Source organism: Shewanella sp. Isolate11 (genome assembly GCF_022398315.1).
In the GTDB taxonomy this organism is placed as follows: Bacteria; Pseudomonadota; Gammaproteobacteria; order Enterobacterales; family Shewanellaceae; genus Shewanella.
Map to the genome: position 1 here is coordinate 741,212 of NZ_JAKEVF010000001.1, position 22,545 is coordinate 763,756.

At 43.7% G+C, this 22,545-nt stretch carries 19 protein-coding genes; 12 read left to right on the forward strand and 7 right to left on the reverse strand.

Going from position 1 to position 22,545, the window contains the following annotated elements; all coding sequences use genetic code 11:
* Nucleotides 1-269: 269 nt before the first annotated feature.
* Entirely contained in the window at nucleotides 270-812 is a 543-nt protein-coding gene (locus L1D21_RS03240; RefSeq protein ID WP_239843787.1) for a hemerythrin, read from the forward strand.
* 69 nt (nucleotides 813-881) lie between these two features.
* Here the strand turns inward: L1D21_RS03240 and L1D21_RS03245 are convergent, their stop codons facing one another.
* The 5 genes from L1D21_RS03245 to L1D21_RS03265 form a co-directional block, all read right to left on the reverse strand.
* The gene (locus L1D21_RS03245; protein ID WP_239843788.1) at nucleotides 882-1,073 is read right to left on the reverse strand and encodes a DUF3545 family protein; all 192 of its coding nucleotides are present in this window, start codon (nucleotides 1,071-1,073) and stop codon (nucleotides 882-884) included.
* A gap of 223 nt (nucleotides 1,074-1,296) precedes the next feature.
* Entirely contained in the window at nucleotides 1,297-2,934 is a 1,638-nt protein-coding gene (gene pgi, locus L1D21_RS03250) for a glucose-6-phosphate isomerase (RefSeq protein ID WP_239844179.1), read from the reverse strand.
* A gap of 13 nt (nucleotides 2,935-2,947) precedes the next feature.
* Nucleotides 2,948-3,904: a transaldolase gene (gene tal / locus L1D21_RS03255; protein WP_239843789.1), complete on the reverse strand. Its 957-nt coding sequence runs from the start codon at nucleotides 3,902-3,904 to the stop codon at nucleotides 2,948-2,950.
* 274 nt (nucleotides 3,905-4,178) lie between these two features.
* Nucleotides 4,179-5,288 carry an OmpA family protein gene (locus tag L1D21_RS03260; protein WP_239843790.1) on the reverse strand — a complete coding sequence of 370 codons (1,110 nt, stop codon included), beginning with the start codon at nucleotides 5,286-5,288 and terminating at the stop codon, nucleotides 4,179-4,181.
* Nucleotides 5,289-5,518: 230 nt separating this feature from the next.
* Nucleotides 5,519-7,882 carry a phosphoketolase family protein gene (locus L1D21_RS03265; protein ID WP_239843791.1) on the reverse strand — a complete coding sequence of 788 codons (2,364 nt, stop codon included), beginning with the start codon at nucleotides 7,880-7,882 and terminating at the stop codon, nucleotides 5,519-5,521.
* Nucleotides 7,883-8,308: 426 nt separating this feature from the next.
* Between L1D21_RS03265 and L1D21_RS03270 the strand changes: the two genes are divergently transcribed.
* Both L1D21_RS03270 and yaaA read left to right on the forward strand, forming a co-directional pair.
* A complete protein-coding gene (locus L1D21_RS03270) occupies nucleotides 8,309-9,781 on the forward strand; it encodes an alanine/glycine:cation symporter family protein (protein WP_239843792.1) in 1,473 nt (490 codons plus the stop codon).
* Between the two features lie 136 nt (nucleotides 9,782-9,917).
* Complete coding sequence (yaaA, locus tag L1D21_RS03275; protein ID WP_239843793.1) at nucleotides 9,918-10,691, forward strand: peroxide stress protein YaaA; 774 nt, start codon at nucleotides 9,918-9,920, stop codon at nucleotides 10,689-10,691.
* A gap of 76 nt (nucleotides 10,692-10,767) precedes the next feature.
* On the opposite strand, the gene L1D21_RS03280 is transcribed toward yaaA, so the two are convergent.
* Nucleotides 10,768-12,168, reverse strand: coding sequence for a M28 family peptidase (locus L1D21_RS03280; protein ID WP_239843794.1), 1,401 nt, complete (start codon nucleotides 12,166-12,168; stop codon nucleotides 10,768-10,770).
* 134 nt (nucleotides 12,169-12,302) lie between these two features.
* On the opposite strand from L1D21_RS03280, the gene L1D21_RS03285 reads away from it, so the two are divergent.
* Nucleotides 12,303-12,599: a metalloregulator ArsR/SmtB family transcription factor gene (locus L1D21_RS03285; protein ID WP_239843795.1), complete on the forward strand. Its 297-nt coding sequence runs from the start codon at nucleotides 12,303-12,305 to the stop codon at nucleotides 12,597-12,599.
* A 263-nt stretch (nucleotides 12,600-12,862) separates the two neighbouring features.
* Here L1D21_RS03285 and rpsT read toward each other — a convergent pair whose 3' ends face one another.
* A complete protein-coding gene (gene rpsT, locus L1D21_RS03290) occupies nucleotides 12,863-13,129 on the reverse strand; it encodes a 30S ribosomal protein S20 (RefSeq protein ID WP_239843796.1) in 267 nt (88 codons plus the stop codon).
* Nucleotides 13,130-13,376: 247 nt separating this feature from the next.
* On the opposite strand from rpsT, the gene murJ reads away from it, so the two are divergent.
* The 8 genes from murJ (at nucleotide 13,377) to L1D21_RS03330 (ending at nucleotide 22,538) form a co-directional block, all read left to right on the forward strand.
* Nucleotides 13,377-14,936 (forward strand): murein biosynthesis integral membrane protein MurJ, encoded by a 1,560-nt coding sequence (murJ, locus tag L1D21_RS03295; protein WP_239843797.1) that lies wholly within the window; start codon nucleotides 13,377-13,379, stop codon nucleotides 14,934-14,936.
* A 65-nt stretch (nucleotides 14,937-15,001) separates the two neighbouring features.
* On the forward strand, nucleotides 15,002-15,937 hold the full coding sequence (gene ribF / locus L1D21_RS03300) for a bifunctional riboflavin kinase/FAD synthetase (RefSeq protein ID WP_239843798.1): 936 nt from the start codon (nucleotides 15,002-15,004) through the stop codon (nucleotides 15,935-15,937).
* A 31-nt stretch (nucleotides 15,938-15,968) separates the two neighbouring features.
* Nucleotides 15,969-18,791, forward strand: coding sequence for an isoleucine--tRNA ligase (gene ileS / locus L1D21_RS03305; RefSeq protein ID WP_239843799.1), 2,823 nt, complete (start codon nucleotides 15,969-15,971; stop codon nucleotides 18,789-18,791).
* Nucleotides 18,792-18,802: 11 nt separating this feature from the next.
* Entirely contained in the window at nucleotides 18,803-19,315 is a 513-nt protein-coding gene (lspA, locus tag L1D21_RS03310; protein WP_239843800.1) for a signal peptidase II, read from the forward strand.
* A 4-nt stretch (nucleotides 19,316-19,319) separates the two neighbouring features.
* Entirely contained in the window at nucleotides 19,320-19,748 is a 429-nt protein-coding gene (gene fkpB, locus L1D21_RS03315) for an FKBP-type peptidyl-prolyl cis-trans isomerase (RefSeq protein ID WP_239843801.1), read from the forward strand.
* Nucleotides 19,749-19,771: 23 nt separating this feature from the next.
* Nucleotides 19,772-20,701 (forward strand): 4-hydroxy-3-methylbut-2-enyl diphosphate reductase, encoded by a 930-nt coding sequence (gene ispH, locus L1D21_RS03320; protein ID WP_239844180.1) that lies wholly within the window; start codon nucleotides 19,772-19,774, stop codon nucleotides 20,699-20,701.
* Between the two features lie 310 nt (nucleotides 20,702-21,011).
* On the forward strand, nucleotides 21,012-21,551 hold the full coding sequence (gene pilV / locus L1D21_RS03325; RefSeq protein WP_239843802.1) for a type IV pilus modification protein PilV: 540 nt from the start codon (nucleotides 21,012-21,014) through the stop codon (nucleotides 21,549-21,551).
* Complete coding sequence (locus L1D21_RS03330; protein WP_239843803.1) at nucleotides 21,552-22,538, forward strand: PilW family protein; 987 nt, start codon at nucleotides 21,552-21,554, stop codon at nucleotides 22,536-22,538.
* Nucleotides 22,539-22,545 lie beyond the last annotated feature (7 nt).

A 22,545-nucleotide genomic window follows, 5' to 3' on the forward strand; every position in this document is an offset into this window, starting at 1 on the left:
CCCGTTTATTTGTGTGGCTTTAAGCTGGATGCTGATGGGGATTTATTGCTGGGGACTCTATCGTGTTTACTTTGTGAACTCAATCTCATATAGGCTTATAGCGTGATAATTTTTTGTGTGAAATAGTGCCGAGTTATCGACTAAGTCGCTATTTTAAATTTAGTTTATTGATCTGAGTCACGTCACTGACATCGGTTACATATTAGTGTGAGTAAATACCCAACTATTGACTATAGTAACTAGAGACGTCTAGAAATATGGAGGTGTCGATGTTAGCAAGGCTTCATAACGATCATAAACATATCGCGATATTATTGAAACTGTTAGGTAGCAAACAGGAAAAATTAGAGAGCGGTAACGTCGTCAATTTTAATTTGATCAGAGACGTCGTTGAGTACATGCAAAGTTACGCTGAGCATAGTCATCATCCTTTGGAAGATTTGATTAATGATTTTTACGTCGCAGCGCATCCAAAGCAAGCGATAGAAAAAAAGCTGGCTGATGAACATGCACTATTAACCGAAAGCTCTTCAGAATTGATGGCTACATTAAACCTGATATTGAGTGATGTTCCGGTACAAACCGAGCAATTAAGTGAGACCCTAAAGCAATATGTGTTGGAGCAAAAGGCGCATATGATTTATGAGGAAGCCCATGTGTTTCCTAAATGGGAAAAAGGCTTGAGTGATGAAGATTGGCAGACTATTGCGGCTCAATGCCAAGAGAAGCTGATTCAGGACCCTTTATTTAGTGATGACGACAATGTGGTGTTTGAAGAGTTAAGAGAATACATCGCTAAAGCCGAGGACTAGTAGCATTCGCTCAGTATAACTAAATAAAAATAGCGCCTTAGGCGCTATTTTTTTGGGATTTGTTGTTATCTACATAAGGAGACTATCGAAATCACCGTCAAAATTACAATCAATATCTTGAAGTTCTTTGAGTAAACGTTGTTTTTCTTGTATCGCCTCAATTTCTCGCCATTTTCGCTTTTTGTTGGAGCTTCGCGAACGAGTATTGGGTCTTTCAACGACAGTATCTTCTAGCGCACTACCATAATCTAGTCGATTCATGGCAACCTCCTATTGTTGTATTTTTTCTCAACAATTAAATATCACACTTTCATTTTATGGTGCAAGAAGAATGTTTCATTTTTGTTAATTTGGCGTGAATCAATTATGAAGTTGTGGTCCGCTTTACAAAACAACGCCCATGGGTAAAAAAGTAAATAGGGTGGATCTGGCTGTAAAAAACAAAAAAGCCAGTGAAAACTGGCTTTTTTACTAGGAGGTCAATTTAGATATGCGAGGCTCTAAACATATTGATTAACGCGTTGCTCGAGGAGTCGAGTTCGGTTGCATCAACATCGGCCTGTAATCTATCCAGAACATCATTGCCTAAGGTTTTACCTAGTTCAACACCCCATTGATCGAAAGAGTTGATATCCCACATGGCACCTTGAACGAAGGTTCTGTGCTCATATAGTGCAATAAGGGCACCTAAACTCGACGGTGTGAGTTTATCCATTAAGATGGTGTTACTCGGCTTATTTCCTTGCATGACTTTATGCTTAGCGATAAGGGCTTTGTCTGTCTCATCTAGCTTACTGCCTTCAAGTTCAGCTAGCGCTTCATCGAAAGTACGGCCTTGCATCATAGCTTGGGTTTGACCAAAGCAGTTGGATGCCAACTGAACATGGTGTTCACCTAACGGACTATGGCTCTGCAGCGGTAAAATAAAATCTGCTGGAATTAGCGCTGTTCCTTGGTGGATAAGTTGGTGGTATGCGTGTTGACCATTCGTGCCTTCACCACCCCAGATCACTGGGCCTGTATTGTGCTGTACATCTGAGCCATCTAAGGTGACAGATTTGCCGTTACTTTCCATATCAAGTTGCTGGAAGTAAGCTGGCAGGCCTCGCAGGTAATGATCATAAGTCAATACCACATGAGATTGTGCATCATAGAAGTTACTGTACAGTAACGAGAATAGCCCCATGATTGTCGGCATATTGCTTTCAAGTGGTGCGCTTAAGAAATGCTCATCCATCTCTTTAGCACCATCAAGCAGCGCATAGAAGTTATCCATGCCAATCAGCAAAGCGATTGGTAGCCCGATTGCCGACCATAGTGAGTAACGTCCACCAACCCAATCCCACATAGGAAAGATGTTGTCAGCATCCATACCGAACTCTGTTGCTTTGGCAACATTTGAGGTTACAGCCACAAAATGTTTAGCAACATCGTTTTGGCTGCCGCCATTCTCTAAAAACCAAGCTTTAGCGCTAAGCGTATTGGTCAAGGTTTCTTGAGTGCCAAAAGATTTTGATGACATCACAAACAAGGTGGTTTCAGGATCGACTAGGCGCAATTTTTCGCATAAAGATGTAGCGTCAACGTTGGCAACAAAATGACAGTTAAGTGATTTGTTCCAATAAGGACGAAGGGCCTGAGTCACAATCTTAGGACCAAGGAAAGAACCGCCGATACCAATCGCAACGATATCGGTAATGGTTTTACCTGTATAACCTTTCCATTGACCCGAGGTTACGGCCTCAACAAATTGAGCCATCTTAGCCTGAGTCTGTTTGACTTCAGGAACGATATCTTGGCCATCGACTAAGATGCTTTGATTTGCATGAGCACGAAGGGCTGTATGCAGTACCGCACGCTTCTCGGTATTGTTGATGATCTCGCCATTAAACATCGCTTTGATCTTAGCCGTTAAATTACGCTCTTTGGCCAGTGAGAAAAGTAATTCCAAGGTCTCGCTATCGGCTCTGTTTTTCGAGTAATCGAGAAATAGACCACAAGCTGAGAGCGACATCTTATCGAAGCGCTCTGCATCCGCTTCAAACAACGCACGCATATGAGGAAGTTGGGCACAATGTGCAGCTAGCTTAGACCAAGTCGGGTTTTGAGTAAGCATTGTTATTCTTCCTCCGAGATTAACCCTGTAATTGTGTCGTTAGCATCTGCTCCAGCTTGCCTTGGTCTACCGCAAAATTACGGATACCTTCGGCCAGTTTCTCAACTGCCATTGCATCTTGGTTAAATTCCCAACGGAATTCGGCTTCGTTCATTGGTGCTTCAGGAGCGACCACTTCAGTCGCTGGCTGCAGTTTTTGCACAACTGGTGTAGTTGAATTTGCCATTTCTTCCAGCAGTGCAGGACCTATGGTTAAACGGTCACAACCGGCGAGTTCCATGATTTCACCAGTGTTACGGAAGCTTGCACCCATTACGACAGTCTTAAAACCATGACGTTTGTAATAGTTGTAGATGTTGGTCACTGAAACCACACCAGGATCTTCGTGAGAGGCATAATCGATGCCTGTGTCTTTCTTGTACCAGTCAAGAATACGACCTACAAATGGAGAGATAAGGAAGACACCTGCTTCGGCACAGGCTCTTGCTTGAGCGAAGGTAAATAGCAACGTAAGGTTACAGTTAATCCCTTCTTGCTCTAATTGTTTTGCCGCACAAATACCTTCCCATGTAGAAGCAAGTTTGATCAAAATACGTGATTTATCGATCCCCGCTTCTTGATAGAGCTTAATAAGCTTATGGGCTTTTTCAATAGAACCTGCTTTATCGAAAGAGAGTCTAGCATCGACTTCGGTTGAGATACGGCCTGGTACAATTTTTAAGATTTCAACACCGATGTTAACAGCTAATTTGTCGCCAGCATCTTCAATTTGTTGAGCAAGATTGTCGCTCTGGCTTTTAGCCCACTCAATCGCATTGTCGATCAAATGTTGATATTCAGGGATCTGAGCTGCTTTTAAGATAAGTGATGGGTTAGTTGTGGCATCTTCTGGGTGATAGCGTTTGATTGCTTCGATATCACCGGTATCGGCAACGATGGTAGTTAAAGACTTGAATTGTTCGAGTGTATTAGCCATGAAAATTACATCCTTTCTTAAGAAGCAGCTTAAGTTATGTTGTTTACTAACACTATTAGACGCGATTTTGGCAATTTTTCCAACCATGATTGAAAAAAAGTTACAGAAAAGTGGCTAAATGTCAGTAAAGCAACTTTGTTGCTGACAGACTTAATTGCTCTGATTTAATGATTATGTGGTTCAAGTATACCTATATTGTGACCATATATTGTGTTGATAGAAAAAAAATCGCTGCCAATGCAGCGATTTTTAGAGTGGTGATTCTGAATCGAGTTTATTTAAGAACAGCTTGTTTCATTGGACCTGTGATATGAGCTTCGATACGGCGGTTAGCTCTATGTGCTTCAGGTGTATTACCTTCCATTACTGGCTGGGTAATACCATAACCTTTGGCTGACACACGATCTGCACTAATGCCGTATTGATTGACCATTAATTTAGCTACCGCTTGAGCGCGTCGTTCAGATAGCTTCATGTTGTAATCAGGGTTACCAACGTTAGACGCATGGCCTGCAAGATGAACAACAACTTTATCGTTTTCATTCATGTATTTTGCCAATTTCTCTAAATCTTCATGGTGTTCATCGGTGATGGTATCTGAGTTATTCTCAAAATTGATATGACCGAGGTTGATATCACGTTTACCATCGACATATTCATAAACCGTACAACCCATGGCATCGACTTTATGTGTGCTAGGTGTGTCAGGACATTGGTCTTGAGTATCTGCTACACCATCGTTGTCGGCATCTGTTTCTACTGCGGCAACTGGAGCTGGTGCCGGATCTGATTTATAACGACCAAATCGCCAAGTTAGCTCTAGGCCGTAATAGTTACTTTCCATCTCAAGCGTGTTCCATTCATTCTCATCGAGATTTTCATAACGACGATATTTAGCGGATAGCTTGAGGTTTTCAGTGATGTTGTAGCCCAGTCCTACACCGACGAAAGGCGCGATGCCACTGTCGCTATAGTATTCGCTTCCCCACTGTTTTTTATTTGATAGCAGATAGTTCATTGCCCCGGCTTCAGCCGAAAGGCTAAATTTGTCAAATAGTGGCCAGAAGGCGACAAGGCCTAAGGTGATACCTTTAGCGCCTGCATCGTTAAGCTTGTTGGAGTAATCTGTCCATTCTGCGCGACCGAGATCGCGATAACCGAGCTCGATACCAAAATAGTCATTAAAGAGGTATCCGCCGAGGACATCCCATGCATAGGGTTCATCCTCGCCACATTGTTTCATGGTTTTCTCGTCGCAGTTAGGCTCGTAGTTATTAATGCCTAATCCACCACCGACATACCATGGTGTGAGTTCTTGTGCTGCATTAGCTGCAAAGGGAAGCATTGACGTTAGCAGAACAGCTTTCAATGTATTGTTCATCATAATTCAAATCCTTTGTTTTATTTCCCCCATGACTGTTTTAAGACTTTAATAACAGGCTGACTCTTTATGGGAGGATCCTTTGATTTTATCGTCAGCCTTAATATTATCAGGCGTTAATATTAATATTTCCATTATATTTAGTAACTTTTTTGTTGTTACATGCTGATAACGTAAAAAAGGTGCCCTCAATGAGAACACCTTTTTATTATGGATTTATTGAAATAATGGCTTTATCGAGTCCAAACCCAATCTTCAATATTACTAGGATCGATACCATTGGCTTTGATGTAATTACGGTGATCGACTAAGCGTTGTAACATATCTGTGGTGATCCCCACATGTTGGGTTTCATCGATAACACCTTGTTGGAATAGCTTGTAGGCCATATCGATAACTAGGTGGTAACGTGAAGTCCCATTACGTACGCCCATATCGAATGGTGTTGTAGTCGAGCCTTCCTCTTCATAGCCTTTGATACGGAATCTATGGCTACCTTTATAATCGAACACCAGCTTCTTAATGGTATTCGGGTAACCATGGTAGTTAAATACTACGCCTTTATCTTCGGTAAAGATTTCATCCATTTTCCATGGTTTGCTTTGGAACTTACGGCTACCTAAGCCACTGCTAGTTAACTCGGTAACACTAACAAATCGCACTCTGACCCGAGGCAGCAGTTCGCGCAGTAATACCAGTGATGCTAAACATTCTTGAGTGACGTAGTCGCCACAACCTGCAAGCACCACATCTGGATTTTCATCTGAGGCAAAATCCCATACCATGACGCCATCTTTCGCCTGTTGACGGGCTTCATCTAAGGTTAACCATTGTGGTAGCTCTTTTTTACCTGCAGCGATGATATTGAGTTTATCGCGGTCGGCAAAGGCGCGTTCGGTATACACTAGGGTACAGTTAGCATCAGCTGGTAAATAAGCAGAGATGATCTCTGGGTGTTTCTCTAGCATTGCGCCCAAGAAAGACGGATTCTGGTGCGAATAGCCGTTATGGTCTTGGCGTTCTAATAGTGACGAAAGCACGACGTTACACGCAGGAACTGGCTTGCGGAAATGCACCCCTTGGCTGGCGTATACATATTTACAGTATTGGTCAGCCATAGAGGATACCACTTGTGAAAATGACTCATAGGTAGGGAACATACCGTGACGACCGGTTACGGTATAGCCGTGTAACATGCCGAATAATAAGTTCTCAGACAGGAGTTCTAGCACGCGACCATCGCGTGACATATCTTCATCCCAACTTTCAATCGGCCATTGCCACGCGCGATCGGTTTCTTCAAATACCGCTTGAAGCTGATTTGAATAGGTTTCATCTGGGCTGAAAATACGTAGATTGCGTTGATCTCGGTTGAGCTTAAAGGCATCACGCATCCATTGACCCATTTTAAGCATGGAGTAACCACGTTGTCCTCTAGGCGTTTCTGCGCCATAAGCCAGACTAGTCAGATCTGGAGTGGTTAAAGCCCGCACGACCTCGCCACCGTAACTGAGGTGTTGGCGACCACATGTGAGTTCTTTAGGGGGAAGAAGCGACTGGATATCTTCATCGAAAATAATTTGGTTATTTTCATTAATGCTATAGAGCTCGTGGAATCGGTAGCTGGCTAACCAAGTATCTAAAGCATCGAGGTGTTCTTTATTCGTCGCACACTTGTTGACGATAACTTGATGGGATTCGCAGTTGCCTTCCAGTTTTTTACCGTTATCTTCGGTGACACCGGTCCAGCCTTTAGCGGTACGCATGAGGATCACTGGCCAGCGAGGTTTTACCACATCTTCGCCATTGCGGGCTTTGGTCTGGATAGCGTTAATCATCTCATAGCTGGTATCCATGGCTTTGGTCATCTGGATATAGACATCTTCTTCTAAATCACTGTCGACGATAATAGGGAAGTAGCCTAAGCCTTTAAACTCCATCTCCAACTCTTCATGGCTCATGCGTCCCATACGGGTTGGGCCAGAAATTTTATAGCCATTGATATGCACGATAGGCAACACTGCGCCATTGTTTGCCGGAGAGACTAAACGGTTAGCATACCAAGAGGCTGCAAGTGGTCCGGTTTCTGATTCACCATCACCAATTAATACAGTAGCGATAAGATCTGGATTATCGAGCACCGCGCCCCAAGCTACGGCTAATGAATAACCTAGCTCGCCACCTTCAAGGATTTGTCCTGGGGCTTCTGGGTTTGCATGTGAAGGATAACCATAAGCGGCTGAAAACTTCTTACAGATATCTTCGATGCCAGTTTCATTATAAGGGATGGTGTCAGGATAGAAGTGGCTGAGAGAGCCTTCCATGAAGAGGTTAGCTTGTACTGCTGGAAATCCGTGGCCAGGGCCAACTAAGTAGAGGAAGGAACGATTGTTTTTCTTGATTAAGCGATTAACGTTAGCGTAGACGAAGTTGATGCCGGGACAGGTTCCCCAGTGGCCGAGCAACCTGGGTTTTATGTCTCCATGCGCTAATGGCCGTTTGTGTAACACATTCTGTTTTAAGTAGATTTGGGAGGTGGCTAAAAAGTTAGTCGCTCTAACAAATTTCTTAAGTGCTTTTATCTCTTGTTGTGACATAAAGAACCTCTTTAAACGTAAGCGAAGAATTAATCAAATTTGTTGCTAAGCACTATATTTGTAATTTTTTTACAAAAATGTGTCCCGTATCTTACTTTTTAAAACCGTTTAAATTAGTAAAAAAGATTCGTTCAGATCTGTGATCAAGATGTTATTTAAGTTAAGGATGTGGTCTATTCATGTTTACTCATGTGCTATCACTGTCATCCAAATGGCTATTTGGGAGCGATATCACGTGGCGTCATTTTGTGGATGTGTTATTTTGCTGCATCGAAGTTTAGCAAGCGCGATGCATCGTCATCGAAAATCATCAATGTAAACTATAAAGCTGCTGATATATTTCGATCAAAAGCGGAAGGAAATTCACAACGAATGACGATGTTGGACCTGTTGTTCAGCTAAGTCGTTCGGGAGAGAGTAAGCGTTATGTTTGAATCTGTAATCAATTTAGTTGAGGCAACGATCAATGCATTAAATGGCATGCTGTGGGGCAGTGTGTTGATTTATGTGCTGGTCGCAGCTGGTGTGCTTTTTACCCTAGGCCTTGGCTTTATTCAATTTAGAATGTTTGGCCATGGTGTGAAATTGGTACTGCAGGGCAGGGAGAAGACGAATGGGATCTCGTCATTCCAAGTATTCTGTACCTCTATGGCGGCTCGTGTGGGTACCGGTAACATGGCCGGGGTTGCCGTGGCCATCACAGTGGGTGGCGCTGGTGCCGTATTTTGGATGTGGTTAATCGCCTTATTAGGCATGGCAACTGCATTTATCGAGTCTACCTTAGCTCAAGTTTATAAAGAGAGTGACAGTGAAGGTCAGTTCCGTGGTGGCCCTGCTTATTATATGGAGAAAGGCTTAGGCAAACGCTGGATGGGGATCTTGTTCTCTGTGCTGCTGATTATTGCCTTTGGTTTTGCGTTCAACGCCGCCCAAGCTAATACCATGACCGACGCATTAAACAATGCTTTTGGTTTCGATAAAACGGTTGTAGGACTTATTATTGTTGTCGTTGCCGCTTATATCATTACTGGTGGTTTGAGGAAGGTTGCTAAGGCATCAGAGTTAATTGTGCCGGTAATGGCAGTGGTTTATCTAGCCATTGCTTTAGTGGTGCTGCTGATGAATATAGAGCAGGTTCCAGCTGCCATAGGTTACATAGTTAAGAGTGCATTTGGCTGGGAGGAAGCGGCTGGTGGCGCGATGGGAGCTATGATGGCTGGCGTGGCTCGTGGTTTATTTTCAAACGAAGCAGGTATGGGGAGTGCAGCGAATATTGCAGCTTCGGCTTCACCAAACCCTAATCACCCTGCGTCACAGGGCTTTGTGCAGATGATAGGGGTGTTTGTGGATACTATCGTCATTTGTACTGCCACGGCGGCAATTATCGTGTTAACAGGAGTATTAGATAATCCTGCTGGCCAAGAAGGTATTGGATTATTGCAATTGGCGCTCAGTAATGAGATGGGAAGCTGGTCGGCTTATTTCATTGCCTTTGCAATTTTGCTGTTTTGTTTCTCTTCTATCATTGCCAACTACAGCTATGCTGAAAATAATGTAATGTTTTTAAGCAAGAACAAAATGGTACTTTATATCTTCAGAGCATTGGTGTTAGCTATGGTGATGGCAGGCTCTGTTGCTTCTTTGCAATTGGTATGGAACTTTGCCGATGTTTCCATGGGATTGATGGCACTAGTTAATATTACTGCGATAGTAATGTTGTCTAAAATAGCTTTTGCCGTAATTAAAGATTATCAGCAGCAGGTTAAAGCGGGCAAAGTGCCCACCTTTGATGCGAATGCGTTCCCACAAATTAAAGGCCTGCAGCAAGGTGTATGGAGTGGTGAGGGGGCCGATCTGGTTGAGTCTGACATTGAATATGAAGCTCAGGCAGAACGTTAAGCCGCTTCTTATTTTAGTGTTAATGTAGAAATTGAATTAACACTATCTAAAAAACCACGCCGTTTAAGCGTGGTTTTTTTATGTTTGCATCAGTATGATAGACAGCAATTAACACGTCACTAATAAAGGATATTCGATGCTGATTTTAGTGTCTCCAGCCAAGACATTGGATTATGAAAACCCTGCGAAAACTTCCGAATTTACTCAACCTAGCTTGTTAGAACATAGCGCTGAGTTGATTAAAGTTTGCCGCAAACTATCACCAGCCGATATCGCTTCGTTGATGAAAGTCAGCGATAAAATTGCCGGCCTTAATGCTGCGCGATTTGCTTCTTGGAGTCCTGAGTTTACCCCTGAAAATGCTAAGCAGGCGGTATTTGCTTTCCGTGGTGATGTTTATACCGGTTTAGATGCGGATAGTTTGTCTGATACGAGTCTTAAGCGAGCGCAGCAACAGCTCAGAATTTTATCGGGTTTATACGGTTTATTACGTCCACTGGATTTGATGCAGCCATATCGCCTGGAGATGGGAACGCGCCTTGAAAACCCAAGAGGCAGCAACTTGTATCAGTTTTGGGGGGATATCGTCACTGAGCAAGTGAATCAGGCGTTGGCTGAGCAGGGTGACGAGCTGTTGATTAATTTGGCCTCAAATGAGTATTTTAAATCGGTAAAACCTAAAAAGTTATCGGGTCAATTAATTACGCCTATCTTTAAAGATAAAAAGAACGGTCAATATAAGGTGATTAGTTTCTTTGCCAAGAAAGCCCGCGGCATGATGGTGCGTTATCTGCTTGATAATGATGTGAAGGACTACGATGGCTTAATTAAGTTTGATACTGCTGGCTACTATTACAGTGAAGCGGAATCTAGCGTTAATGAGCCGGTATTCTTGCGTGAAGAGCAGTAATCACGAGTTTTGCCTCGAACATAAAAAAGCAGCCTAATGGCTGCTTTTTTTATTGAGTTAACACAGCCGGTGAGGCTTATTTCCGGACTAACGGTCTTAGTTCAATTTCAGATTGCGCCATCAAATAGGCAAACTGAGCGTAGGCTGCGGCATTTTGTGCTAATGCCTTTGGATCGATCTTATCCAGAGTATCGTTTGGCGTATGGTGATAATCGAAGTAGTCGGTGCCATCTTGTCTCAAAGAGGCAACGGGGACGCCATAAGAAGGTAACATAGACACATCAGGTCCACCCGAAGCCTTGTTACCACCAAGCTCAACATTATTAGCCTGCATAGAGCTGCTGTGCTGTTTTATGGCATCAAAGGCGCTTTCGGCTACGTTAAAGTCGATTTGATAGATAGGGCCCGCGCCAAAATCAGACTCAGCGGCGATATAGTGTTTATCAAGCTCTGCCTGATGTGCTTTTGCATATGCCTTGCCACCAACTAAACCTACCTCTTCGGCAGCATAAAGCACAACTCTAACGGTACGGGCTGGCTTTGTCGGTAGCTGAGAAATTAAATGACCTGCGGTGGTGACAATGGCCACACCTGCACCATCATCAATAGCGCCTGTACCTTCATCCCATGAATCTAAGTGAGCACCAATCAATACAATTTCATCAGGCTTAGTGCTACCTGTGACTTCGCCGATCACATTATATGAAGTGGCGTAACCCAAGTTTTCGGCAGAGATATTGAGTTTGACTACCACATTAGGATCGCGTTTGAGCATTAATGCAATTAAGTCTGCATCAGGGTTTGACATGGCAGCGGCTGGAATTTTATCCACACCATCTTGATAACGCATCATGCCAGTATGGGCCATGCGGTCATGATCTGTGCCGATAGAGCGAATGACAATAGCAACGGCCCCTTTTTTGGCTGCGGCAACAGCGCCTTTTGAGCGACCTCCGACCGTCATGCCATAGCCTTTACCGTCTCTATAGCGTGGAGTAATGTTATCCATAAAAGCAATTTTGCCTTTTAGTTGCTGATCGGGTGCGGCTTCTAAGTCAGCTAAACTCGTAAAACGCACAATTGGGGCGCTAAGACCTTCTGCGGGAGTTGCCACACTGCCACCTAGCGCGGTGACGACTAATGGCTGTGGATAAGGCGAGATAACACTGGCTTTAGCTTCACCACGCTGCCACACCGGAACTTGTACCGGTTCTTTGTAAACTTTATCAAAACCGAGTGAATTGAGTTTATCCTCAGCCCATTTTACTGCGAGCAGATCTTTATCGCTGCCAGCGAGTCGCGGGCCGACTTCAACTGTTAATGATTCGACAATGTCGTAAGAGAGGCTTGAAGCTAATGCTTGCTGTTTTAACTGCAGACTAACGCCTTGATTTGTGTCTTGTGTTGCTGCACTTTGACAACCAATTATTCCGCCGAAAAAGAGGCCGCCGAGTAGGAGAAGAGACGAGCTTTTCATGAGTTTCCTTTATTTTTATTACGTATGTCCCATTTTTAAAAACAATCTAACAAAAAGTGTGCTTTATGTCCCGACTATATCTTTAAGTCAACGCTATATTAGGGCGAGGTTTGTTTTAGGAGAAAAGGCTCGTAATGAATATAGAATTAATGCAGCAACGAGCAGACAATGCTGTCGTGTTGCTAAAGGCGTTAGCTAACGAACGTCGACTATTTATTTTATGTTACCTACTCAGTGAAGGTGAGATGTGTGTAGGTGAAATGAATAAGAAGTTAGGCTTGAGTCAGTCTGCACTTTCACAACACTTGGCTTGGCTTCGTAAAGATAATTTAGTTGAAACACGAAAAGAAGCGCAAACGGTTTACTATTCATTAAAGAGCCAAGAAGTCTCTGAGATGATCAAACTACTGAACAATATTTATTGTCACTAGTTTGCTTTCGGGTTTATTGCTAAAAACTGACAGAGTATAGGCTATGTCAGTTTTTAGTGTGTCTGCGATTTTTGTTGGGGGACACTCATCGTAGGGCACTTATGTTAACCATTGTCATTGTTTCATTATGCTTGCTTATTTTCTTAAGCAAAGCCGTTAATGACTATAGTTGCTGTAAGGTAAAGCTCGGATGGTTTAAAAATCGGGAAGATATAGATACAAAAAAACCGGCTTAAGCCGGTTTTTTTATTTCGCTAATAATATTAAGCAGCAAGTGCTTTAATTTTAGCGTTTAAGCGAGCCTTATGACGAGCAGCTTTATTCTTGTGAATAAGGCCTTTAGTCGCCATACGGTCAACAATTGGTTGTGCAGCATTGAAAGCGTCAGTCGCCGCTTTGTGATCGCCAGCGTTGATTGCAGCGATAACTTTTTTAACGTAAGAACGTAGCATTGAACGACGGCTAGCGTTGTGCTGACGACGTTTTTCAGATTGAAGCGCGCGCTTCTTTGCAGACTTGCTATTAGCCAAGGTGCAACTCCTAAAAGGGTTAGATATTTTTAAAGGTCGAGGAATATGCCTTTTTTTTGTCACTTTGTCAATGACAATGATCGGATCTTTATCTTAAAGATAAATTAATCAGAGCAGTCTTGGCGTTCTTCAACCTAACTCGTGTAATATGGTGCGCAATTCTAGCAGTAAATACTGCATGGTGACAGGGGGTAAGTCGACTTTTAAGCCGATTTTGTCACTGTTTTTGCCCGCTTCAGGAGTTATTTTGAGCAAAAAACTGTTTAAGTCAGGAATGATTGTCAGTGCTATGACATTGATCTCTCGCGTATTAGGCTTAGTTCGCGATGTAGTGATAGCCAATTTAATGGGCGCGGGCAGTAGTGCAGATGTATTTTTCTTTGCCAATAAAATTCCTAATTTTTTGCGCCGATTGTTTGCCGAAGGGGCGTTTGCACAAGCTTTTGTTCCTGTTCTCACTGAATATCAAGAGAAGCAACAACAGGAAGAGGTTCGTCAATTATTAGCTAAAGTTGCGGGAACACTGGGCCTGGTGATCACCATTGTTACCTTAATCGGTGTTATTGCATCGCCTGTGTTGACAGCCTTGTTTGGTGGTGGCTGGTTTCTGGCATGGTTAAATGATGAGCCTAACGGTGAGAAGTTCGAATTAGCCTCTTTGATGCTGAAAATCACCTTTCCTTATTTATGGTTTATTACTTTTACGGCGCTCGCAGGATCCATTCTGAATACGCGTGGCCGTTTTGCCGTTTCTGCTTTTACGCCGGTATTTTTAAATGTCGCCATTATATCCGCAGCAATTTATCTCGCGCCCAACCTTGAACAACCTGAAATAGGTCTCGCTTGGGGGGTGTTTGCTGGTGGTGCGATTCAATTCTTATTTCAAATCCCTTTTTTATTTCGTGAAAGAGTGCTGGTTAAGCCAAGTTGGGGCTGGCATCACCCTGGAGTGGTTAAAATCAGAACCTTGATGATCCCAGCATTATTCGGGGTATCGGTTTCACAGATTAACCTATTACTTGATACCTTTATTGCCAGCTTTTTGGTGACGGGTTCAATCAGCTGGCTGTACTACTCTGACAGGCTTTTGGAGTTCCCGTTAGGATTATTTGGTATTGCTATTGCTACAGTTATTTTGCCCGCACTGTCTCGAAATCATGTGAATGCCGAAGGGCAAGGTTTTTCCAAAACAATGGATTGGGGGGTTAAAGCGATTATTTTGCTTGGCCTGCCAGCCATGTGCGGTTTGATTGTGCTGGCAAAGCCTATGTTGATGGTGCTGTTTATGCGCGGCGCTTTTAGCGTCGATGATGTCAATATGGCGTCTTACAGTTTAATGGCATACGGCAGCGGTTTATTAAGCTTTATGATGATCAAAGTGTTGGCACCAGGATATTACTCGCGTCAAGACACCAAAACGCCAGTGCGGTACGGCATTATTGCTATGGTGAGTAATATGGCGTTCAACCTTATTTTAGTTTTCCCATTGGGTTACGTAGGCTTAGCCATTGCAACTTCTATGTCGGCCTTGCTCAATGCCACTTTATTGTATCGTGGCCTACACCAAGCCGGAGTTTATAGAGTCAGCCTTCAGACTTTATTGTTTTTTTGTAAGACATTGGTCGCTGCGGTGCTGATGGTCATTACCTTGTATCAATTGTTACCAGCAATGGATGAATGGCTGGCGTTTAGCTTTATGCAAAGAGTGATCAATTTATTGCAATTGATTGCTGGCGGTGCTGTGGTCTACTTGCTCACTATGATATTGTTAGGAATTCGCCCTTGGAGGATGAAAGCTGGCGTTTGAGTGCTGATTATCCTGCTTAGCTGGTATATAATCCGCCAACTTATGCTTGCTAGTTATTGAATGTAATGGAACTGATCCGCGGTATACATAATATTTTACCCAAACACCACGGTTGTGTATTAACCATTGGCAACTTCGATGGTGTCCATCGAGGTCATGCTGAAGTGATTGCTGCGCTAGTGAAAAAAGCCCAGCACCATGGGGTTCCTGCGACATTAATGACATTTGAACCACAGCCTCAAGAACTGTTTTGTGGCGACAGTGCTCCAGCACGTTTAAGCCTGCTACGAGATAAAATTGGCCTGTTGGATGAGTTAGGTGTCGAGCGATTATTGTGCGTTAATTTTAATCGTAAGTTTGCCGCCATGCCCGCAGAAGATTTTATCGAACAATTATTAGTCAAACAGTTAGGGGTTAAGTACCTAGTTGTAGGAGACGATTTTTGTTTTGGTAAACAGCGGGTCGGCAATTTCGAGATGCTTAAACAAGCTGGTGAAAAATTTGGTTTTGCTGTCGTCAGTACGGCCAGCTTTATGCTTGCTGACAAGCGAGTCAGTTCGACAGAAATAAGAGGCTTGCTGGCTAAAGGTAACCTTGAGCAAGCAAGACGTTTACTTGGCCATCCAGTTACCTTGAGTGGCAAAGTGGCCCATGGGGAAAAAATTGGGAGAACCATTGGTTTTCCCACAGCCAATATTGCACTAAAACGTAAGGTATCCCCTGTGCGCGGTGTATTTGCGGTTAAGCTGCATTGGGATGGTAGCGATAGCTATGATGGTGTCGCTAATGTTGGTTTTAGGCCCACGGTGAATGGACAACATTGTCAGTTAGAAGTCCACTTATTCGATTTTGACGGTGATCTGTATGGTAAAACGGTCGAAGTCGAGTTGGTGGCAAAAATTCGAGATGAACAGCCATTTAAATCTTTAGATGCGCTGAAGCTACAAATTAAAAATGATGCTGACAGAGCACTGGCTCTGCTTGGCTTTGATGCAGGCTGAGCTCTTTTAGCTAAATAACGGTATAGGATCAATGAGCGACTATAAATCTACTTTGAATTTGCCGGAAACTGAATTTCCGATGCGTGGTAACTTGGCTAATCGCGAGCCAGAGATGTTGAAATCTTGGACTGAAAATGGTCTATACCAGAAGATTCGTGAAAGTCGCACCGGTGCAAAACCCTTCATTTTGCATGACGGCCCTCCGTACGCTAATGGTGATATTCATATTGGCCATTCAGTAAACAAAATTCTTAAAGATATTATTGTTAAGTCTAAAACCTTATCTGGTTTTGATGCGCCTTATATTCCCGGTTGGGACTGCCACGGTTTGCCTATCGAGTTAAAGGTTGAGCAAAAGGTCGGTAAGCCTGGTCATAAAGTGAGCGCGGCTGAATTTCGTCAAAAATGCCGTGAGTATGCGGCAAAACAGGTTGATGGCCAACGTGATGACTTTATCCGTTTAGGTGTGTTTGCCGATTGGCAAAACCCTTACCTGACGATGGATTACAGCACCGAAGCAAATATCGTGCGCTCATTGTCTAAAGTGATTGAAAGTGGCCACCTACATAAAGGTGTCAAACCTGTGCATTGGTGTACTGACTGTGGTTCGGCATTAGCCGAGGCCGAAGTTGAGTACGAAGATAAGATGTCACCGGCTATCGATGTTGCCTTTAGTGCAACAGATAAAGCAGCGTTATTGGCCAAGTTTGGCGTGAGTGAGTATGCCAATGATATCGCTATGGTGATCTGGACAACCACCCCTTGGACTTTGCCTGCTAACCGCGCCTTATCTGTTGCGGCAAATGTCGAATACACCTTAGTTGAAATGACTCAAGCTGGCGTAAGCCGTGCGTTGGTTTTAGCCGATGAATTGGTTGAGTCATGCCTAGAGCGCTTTGGCGCCGAATCTCATACTATATTAGGTAAGACATTAGGCAGTGAACTTGAGCTGCTGCGTTTCAACCACCCATTTTATGACTTCGATGTGCCAGTGATCTTAGGTGACCACGTGACGGTAGACTCAGGTACAGGTGTGGTGCATACCGCGCCAGGTCATGGTCAAGACGATTTCGTTGTGGGTCAAAAGTATGGCCTAGAAGTGGCTAATCCTGTGGGTGATAACGGGGTATATAAACCCGATACCGAATTTTTTGCCGGTCAACACGTCTTTAAAGCTAACAAGAGTGTGATTGCACTGCTTGAAGAGAAGGGCGCCTTGCTTAATCATGTGGCGCTAAATCATAGCTACCCACACTGCTGGCGCCATAAAACGCCAATTATCTTCCGTGCGACACCGCAATGGTTTATTTCGATGGAGCAAAAAGGTTTGCGTCAACAAGCCTTGAGCGAAATTGAGAAAACCCAGTGGATCCCATCATGGGGACAAAGCCGTATCGAGAAGATGGTTGAAAACCGTCCTGACTGGTGTATCTCGCGTCAGCGTACTTGGGGTGTGCCGATCACCTTGTTTGTACATCGTGAAACCGAGGAGCTGCATCCAGACAGTGTGTCTTTGATGGAGCGGGTTGCTAATCGTATAGAACAACAAGGTATTCAGGCTTGGTGGGATCTCGATGCAGCCGAACTGCTTGGCGATGAAGCCGAGCAGTACCGTAAAGTCACCGATACTTTAGATGTTTGGTATGATTCAGGTTCAACCTTCTCATCGGTTGTAGCATCACGCCCAGAGTTTAATGGTCATCCTGTTGACCTGTATCTTGAAGGTAGTGACCAACACCGTGGTTGGTTTATGTCGTCATTGATGATCTCGACCGCGATGAATGGTAAAGCGCCATATAAGCAAGTGCTTACTCATGGTTTTACCGTTGATGGTCAAGGCCGCAAGATGTCAAAGTCAGTCGGTAACGTGATAGCACCTTTACATGTCACTAATAAGCTGGGTGCAGATATTCTGCGTCTTTGGGTCGCTGCGACCGATTACAGTGGCGAGATGACTGTTTCTGATGAGATTTTAAAGCGTAGCGCCGATGCTTACCGTCGTATTCGTAATACGGCGCGCTTCTTGTTAGCCAATATCAATGGCTTTAATCCCGAAACCGATATGGTTGCCGTAGAAGATATGGTGGCTCTGGATCGTTGGGTTGTTCGTCGTGCCGCGGCACTACAAACTGAACTTTTAGAAGCCTATGATCAATACAACTTCCACCTAGTGACTCAGAAATTGATGCAGTTCTGTTCAGTTGAGTTAGGCAGTTTCTATCTTGATATCATTAAAGACAGACAGTACACGGCTAAAGATGACAGTAATGCACGTCGTAGCTGTCAGTCTGCGTTATATCTTATCTCTGAAGCTATGGTACGCTGGATTGCGCCAATCTTAAGCTTCACTGCCGATGAAATTTGGCAGTTATTACCAGGTCAACGTGACCAGTATGTGTTCACCCAAACTTGGTATGAAGGGCTTAAATCAGTCACGCTCGAAAGCGATCTTAGCGATGAGTATTGGGAGCAGCTGTTAAGTGTGCGCGCCGAAGTTAACAAGGTAATTGAGAATGCCCGCCGTGAGAAACAGATTGGTGGTTCATTAGAAGCTGAAATTACCTTATACGCCGATGATGCATTGAAATCTTCATTACGCGTTTTGGGCGATGAATTGCGTTTTGTGTTGTTGACCTCAAACACCACCTTAGTGGATTTGACCGATGCTCCAGTTGATGCAATTGCTACTGAACTTTCTGGTTTGAAGTTGAGCTTGCATAAAACCACCGCTGAGAAATGTGAGCGCTGCTGGCACCACAGAGAAGATGTAGGTCAAGTGGCTGAACATCCAACTCTATGTACTCGCTGTGTTACCAATATCGAAGGTGACGGTGAAGTTCGTCAGTTCGCGTAAAGGAATATTTGATGCCTTCTAGCTGGAAAGAGAGTGGCTTACGTTGGTACTGGGTAGTTGTGTTGGTTTTCATTATCGACCAACTATCCAAACAATGGGTTTTAGCCAATTTTGAACTTTATGAGTCGATTAAACTGTTACCCAGTTTTAATTTTACTTATGTGAGAAATTACGGTGCTGCTTTTAGTTTTTTAAGTGATGCGGGTGGTTGGCAGCGTTGGTTGTTTACCATTGTTGCCGTTGGTTTTAGTACCTTATTGACTGTGTGGTTGCGTAAGCAATCGAAGTCCTTATGGCAACTCAATCTTGCATTTACCTTAGTGATAGGTGGAGCGCTGGGGAATCTTATTGATCGTCTACAACATGGTTTCGTGGTGGATTTTCTCGATTTTTATTGGAAAACCAGTCACTTCCCTGCGTTCAATATTGCCGACTCGGCCATCTGTATTGGGGCTGGATTGATCATCCTTGATACCTTTACGGCTGAGCGTAATTCAAATAACAATGATGCAGCAAAGGGGTGATACCGTGTCTTTAACCCGTTCATTATTATGTCATATGAATATTTTGCTCGAAGACGGCTCTACAGCTGATAGCACTAAAGCATCGGGCAAGCCAGCTAAGCTTAATATTGGCGATCAAACCTTAAGCCCTGCGTTTGAAGCTGAGCTAGCTAACCTTAATGAAGGTGACAAACATAGCTTTACCTTGCAACCTGTCGATGCTTTTGGTGAGTCAAACCCAGATGCTATTCACCATCTAGACAGAAGCAAATTTCCTGCAGATATGAGTCTAGAAGCGGGAGTTATTGTCAGCTTTGCAGGTCCCGGCGGTAGCGAAATCCCCGGTATTGTCCGCGAAGTCATGGGAGATTCGGTGACCGTCGACTTAAACCATCCCTTGGCTGGCCATGCGGTAACATTTGAAATAGAAGTGGTGCAGGTACTGTTAACATGACGATGATAAATCCTCCTCAAAGCTTGCAAATTAAACTGGCAAACCCACGCGGTTTTTGTGCGGGCGTAGATAGAGCCATCAGCATTGTTGAGCGAGCGCTCGAGTTGTTTTCTCCACCGATTTATGTGCGCCATGAAGTGGTTCACAATCGCTATGTGGTGCAAAACTTAAAAGACCGAGGTGCTGTGTTTGTCGATGAGTTGGATCAGGTCCCAGACGACAGTATTGTTATCTTTAGTGCTCACGGTGTGTCACAAGCGGTGCGTGCTGAGGCTAAAAAGCGTGGTTTACGTGTATTTGATGCGACTTGTCCATTGGTCACCAAAGTACATTTGCAGGTAACACGTGCTAGCCGTAAAGGGATAGAATGTATTCTGATTGGTCATGCAGGTCATCCTGAAGTGGAAGGCACCATGGGGCAATACGATAACCCTGAAGGTGGCGTATTGTTGGTTGAGTCACCAGCCGATGTCGAGGCTTTGGTGGTGAAAGACCCTGACAATCTCTGCTTTGTAACTCAAACGACCCTATCTATGGACGATACTGCCGATGTGATCCAGGCATTGCAGAAGCGTTTCCCATCGATCCAAGGTCCACGTAAAGATGACATCTGCTACGCTACACAGAACCGCCAAGATGCGGTGCGAAATGTTGCTGATGATGTCGATCTGTTTATTGTGGTGGGTTCTAAAAACAGCTCTAACTCTAATCGTTTAAAAGAGCTGGCGATTAAAAAAGGCACTCAATCTTATCTAGTTGATAACGCATCAGATATCAGCCGCGCTTGGTTTGATGGGGTGGAGAAAGTGGCCGTGACCGCAGGGGCTTCGGCACCAGAAGTATTGGTGCAGCAAGTGATAGATGCGATTGCGCAGTTGGCACCAAGTGTGATCACTGAGGTGGAAGGACGCAAAGAAGATACCGTATTTGCGGTTCCTGCTGAACTTCGTTAAATAAATGATGAATAAGAATTAGGAAATTCGTTTCTATTCTTAATCAATCTAAAGGAGGCCTTGGCCTCCTTTTTTGATCTTTATCACTAAACTCTCGAATTCATAGAGAGTTATCTTTATACTTGAAATTATAACTTGGATATAACAATTTGTTTTTTAGAGTCTAATATTACTAACATTACTAGCAAGGATGAGTCGACTAACCTAAGATTAAATAGTATAGTCGATTTACAGCTAAAGCACAGATTTTAAAAGACTAAATGGCTGAATTAACTGTCAAAAGTATGGCTAGCAACGGAGATTTGACGGCATGAGAAAATATGAGAAAGGAATGTCTCTCATCGAGGTTATGGTATCGCTGATCATCTTAGTGATCGGCTTGGTGGGCATTTTTAATCTTCATATTGTCGCAAAACGCGGTAGTTTCGAATCTTTTCAGCAGACCCAAGCCTCTTATTACGCCAATGACATCATTAACCGGATGAGGTTGAATGGTGCGCAATTAGCTAGCTATGTGGGGACTTACTCAGGAACTCCAGCAGTAGTGACCCCAGCTTGTGAGGGAACGACTAACTGTACGCCAGCACAAATGGCGGCTTGGGATCTTTATGAATGGCAATCGGCTTTTACGGGGGCCGCAGAAGTTGTTGGCTCGCAGAATGTTGGCGGGCTTGATACCGCAACAGCTTGTGTGCAAGTAAACGGTAATACTGTGACTGTGGTGATGGCATGGCGCGGAATTAGAAATACTACTATAAGCTCAGACTCTCCCGTTATTGATACCACCACTTCTTGTGCGGCTTCGAAAGAGAACCGCCGAATTTTTTCAATTCAGACGGTGATTATTTAGATGAAATTTACCATGCATCGCTTAACTAAATCACAATCGGGTATGTCACTGGTTGAATTAATGGTGGCTATGGTCATCGCACTGTTTTTGACCGCGGGCGTGTTTACCATGTTTAGCATGTCTTCATCGAATGTGACTACCACTAGCCAGTTTAATCAGCTCCAAGAAAATGGTCGTATTGCATTGGCGATCATGGAGCGTGATATCTCACAGCTGGGCTTTATGGGGGATATCACTGGTACTGATTTTGTTATTGGGACCAATACGACTGTTGATACCGCTATTTCAGGGACAGATTGTGTGGGGGAGGGGTTAAATAATGCAACTTTACCTGCCGATGTGCCTGCCCACTTTAGACGCCTATGGGGTTATGAAAGTGGGGTTAGTACTGGCTCGTTAACTTGTTTATCTGCTTCTAATGTAAAAAGCGGCACCGATGTTATTCAGATTAAACGCTTTATTGGCCCAAGTGTAACGGCCGGTAATAGTAGTAACTATTTTGTTTCAGCTACATCGAGCCAGGCAATTTTTTTTAATAGTGGAGCGCCCTCATCAGTGTTAGTTAATTCCCGTATTTGGGAGTACCAGCAGCATGTATATTTTATCGCAGATGATAGTAGCGGTACGCCAATTTTGAGAAGAAAAACTTTAACTAGCAGTGGTATGGGGAGTGATGAGCAACTTGTTGAAGGTATTGAAAATATTCGTTTTTTGTATGGTTTTGATAATGATGATGACAATACCCCGGATCGTTATATACCTGAAGATGAAGTGACTTCCTTAATGTGGGATAACGAATCTTTTCAACGTCTGGTCGCTATTAAAGTGTATGTATTAGTGAGATCGATAAAACAAGATCGTACATACACAAATCAAACGACTTATAAATTGGGCGATAAAACTATAGTGGCTCCAAGTGATAATTACCGTCGTAAGGTGTTGTCGACCACGATAGTTCTTGAAAATCCAGTGTTGATTCGGAGTTAATCAGAAC

Coding starts and splice junctions, on each gene's coding strand:
- yaaA (WP_239843793.1), top strand. CDS start 9,918: ATGCTGATTTTAGTGTCTCCAGCCAAGACATTGGATTATGAAAACCCT.
- L1D21_RS03330 (WP_239843803.1), top strand. CDS start 21,552: ATGAAATTTACCATGCATCGCTTAACTAAATCACAATCGGGTATGTCA.
- L1D21_RS03245 (WP_239843788.1), bottom strand. CDS start 1,073: ATGAATCGACTAGATTATGGTAGTGCGCTAGAAGATACTGTCGTTGAA.
- L1D21_RS03265 (WP_239843791.1), bottom strand. CDS start 7,882: ATGTCACAACAAGAGATAAAAGCACTTAAGAAATTTGTTAGAGCGACT.
- tal (WP_239843789.1), bottom strand. CDS start 3,904: ATGGCTAATACACTCGAACAATTCAAGTCTTTAACTACCATCGTTGCC.
- ileS (WP_239843799.1), top strand. CDS start 15,969: ATGAGCGACTATAAATCTACTTTGAATTTGCCGGAAACTGAATTTCCG.
- L1D21_RS03270 (WP_239843792.1), top strand. CDS start 8,309: ATGTTTGAATCTGTAATCAATTTAGTTGAGGCAACGATCAATGCATTA.
- ribF (WP_239843798.1), top strand. CDS start 15,002: ATGGAACTGATCCGCGGTATACATAATATTTTACCCAAACACCACGGT.
- L1D21_RS03280 (WP_239843794.1), bottom strand. CDS start 12,168: ATGAAAAGCTCGTCTCTTCTCCTACTCGGCGGCCTCTTTTTCGGCGGA.
- L1D21_RS03260 (WP_239843790.1), bottom strand. CDS start 5,288: ATGATGAACAATACATTGAAAGCTGTTCTGCTAACGTCAATGCTTCCC.
- lspA (WP_239843800.1), top strand. CDS start 18,803: ATGCCTTCTAGCTGGAAAGAGAGTGGCTTACGTTGGTACTGGGTAGTT.
- L1D21_RS03240 (WP_239843787.1), top strand. CDS start 270: ATGTTAGCAAGGCTTCATAACGATCATAAACATATCGCGATATTATTG.
- pilV (WP_239843802.1), top strand. CDS start 21,012: ATGAGAAAATATGAGAAAGGAATGTCTCTCATCGAGGTTATGGTATCG.
- L1D21_RS03285 (WP_239843795.1), top strand. CDS start 12,303: ATGAATATAGAATTAATGCAGCAACGAGCAGACAATGCTGTCGTGTTG.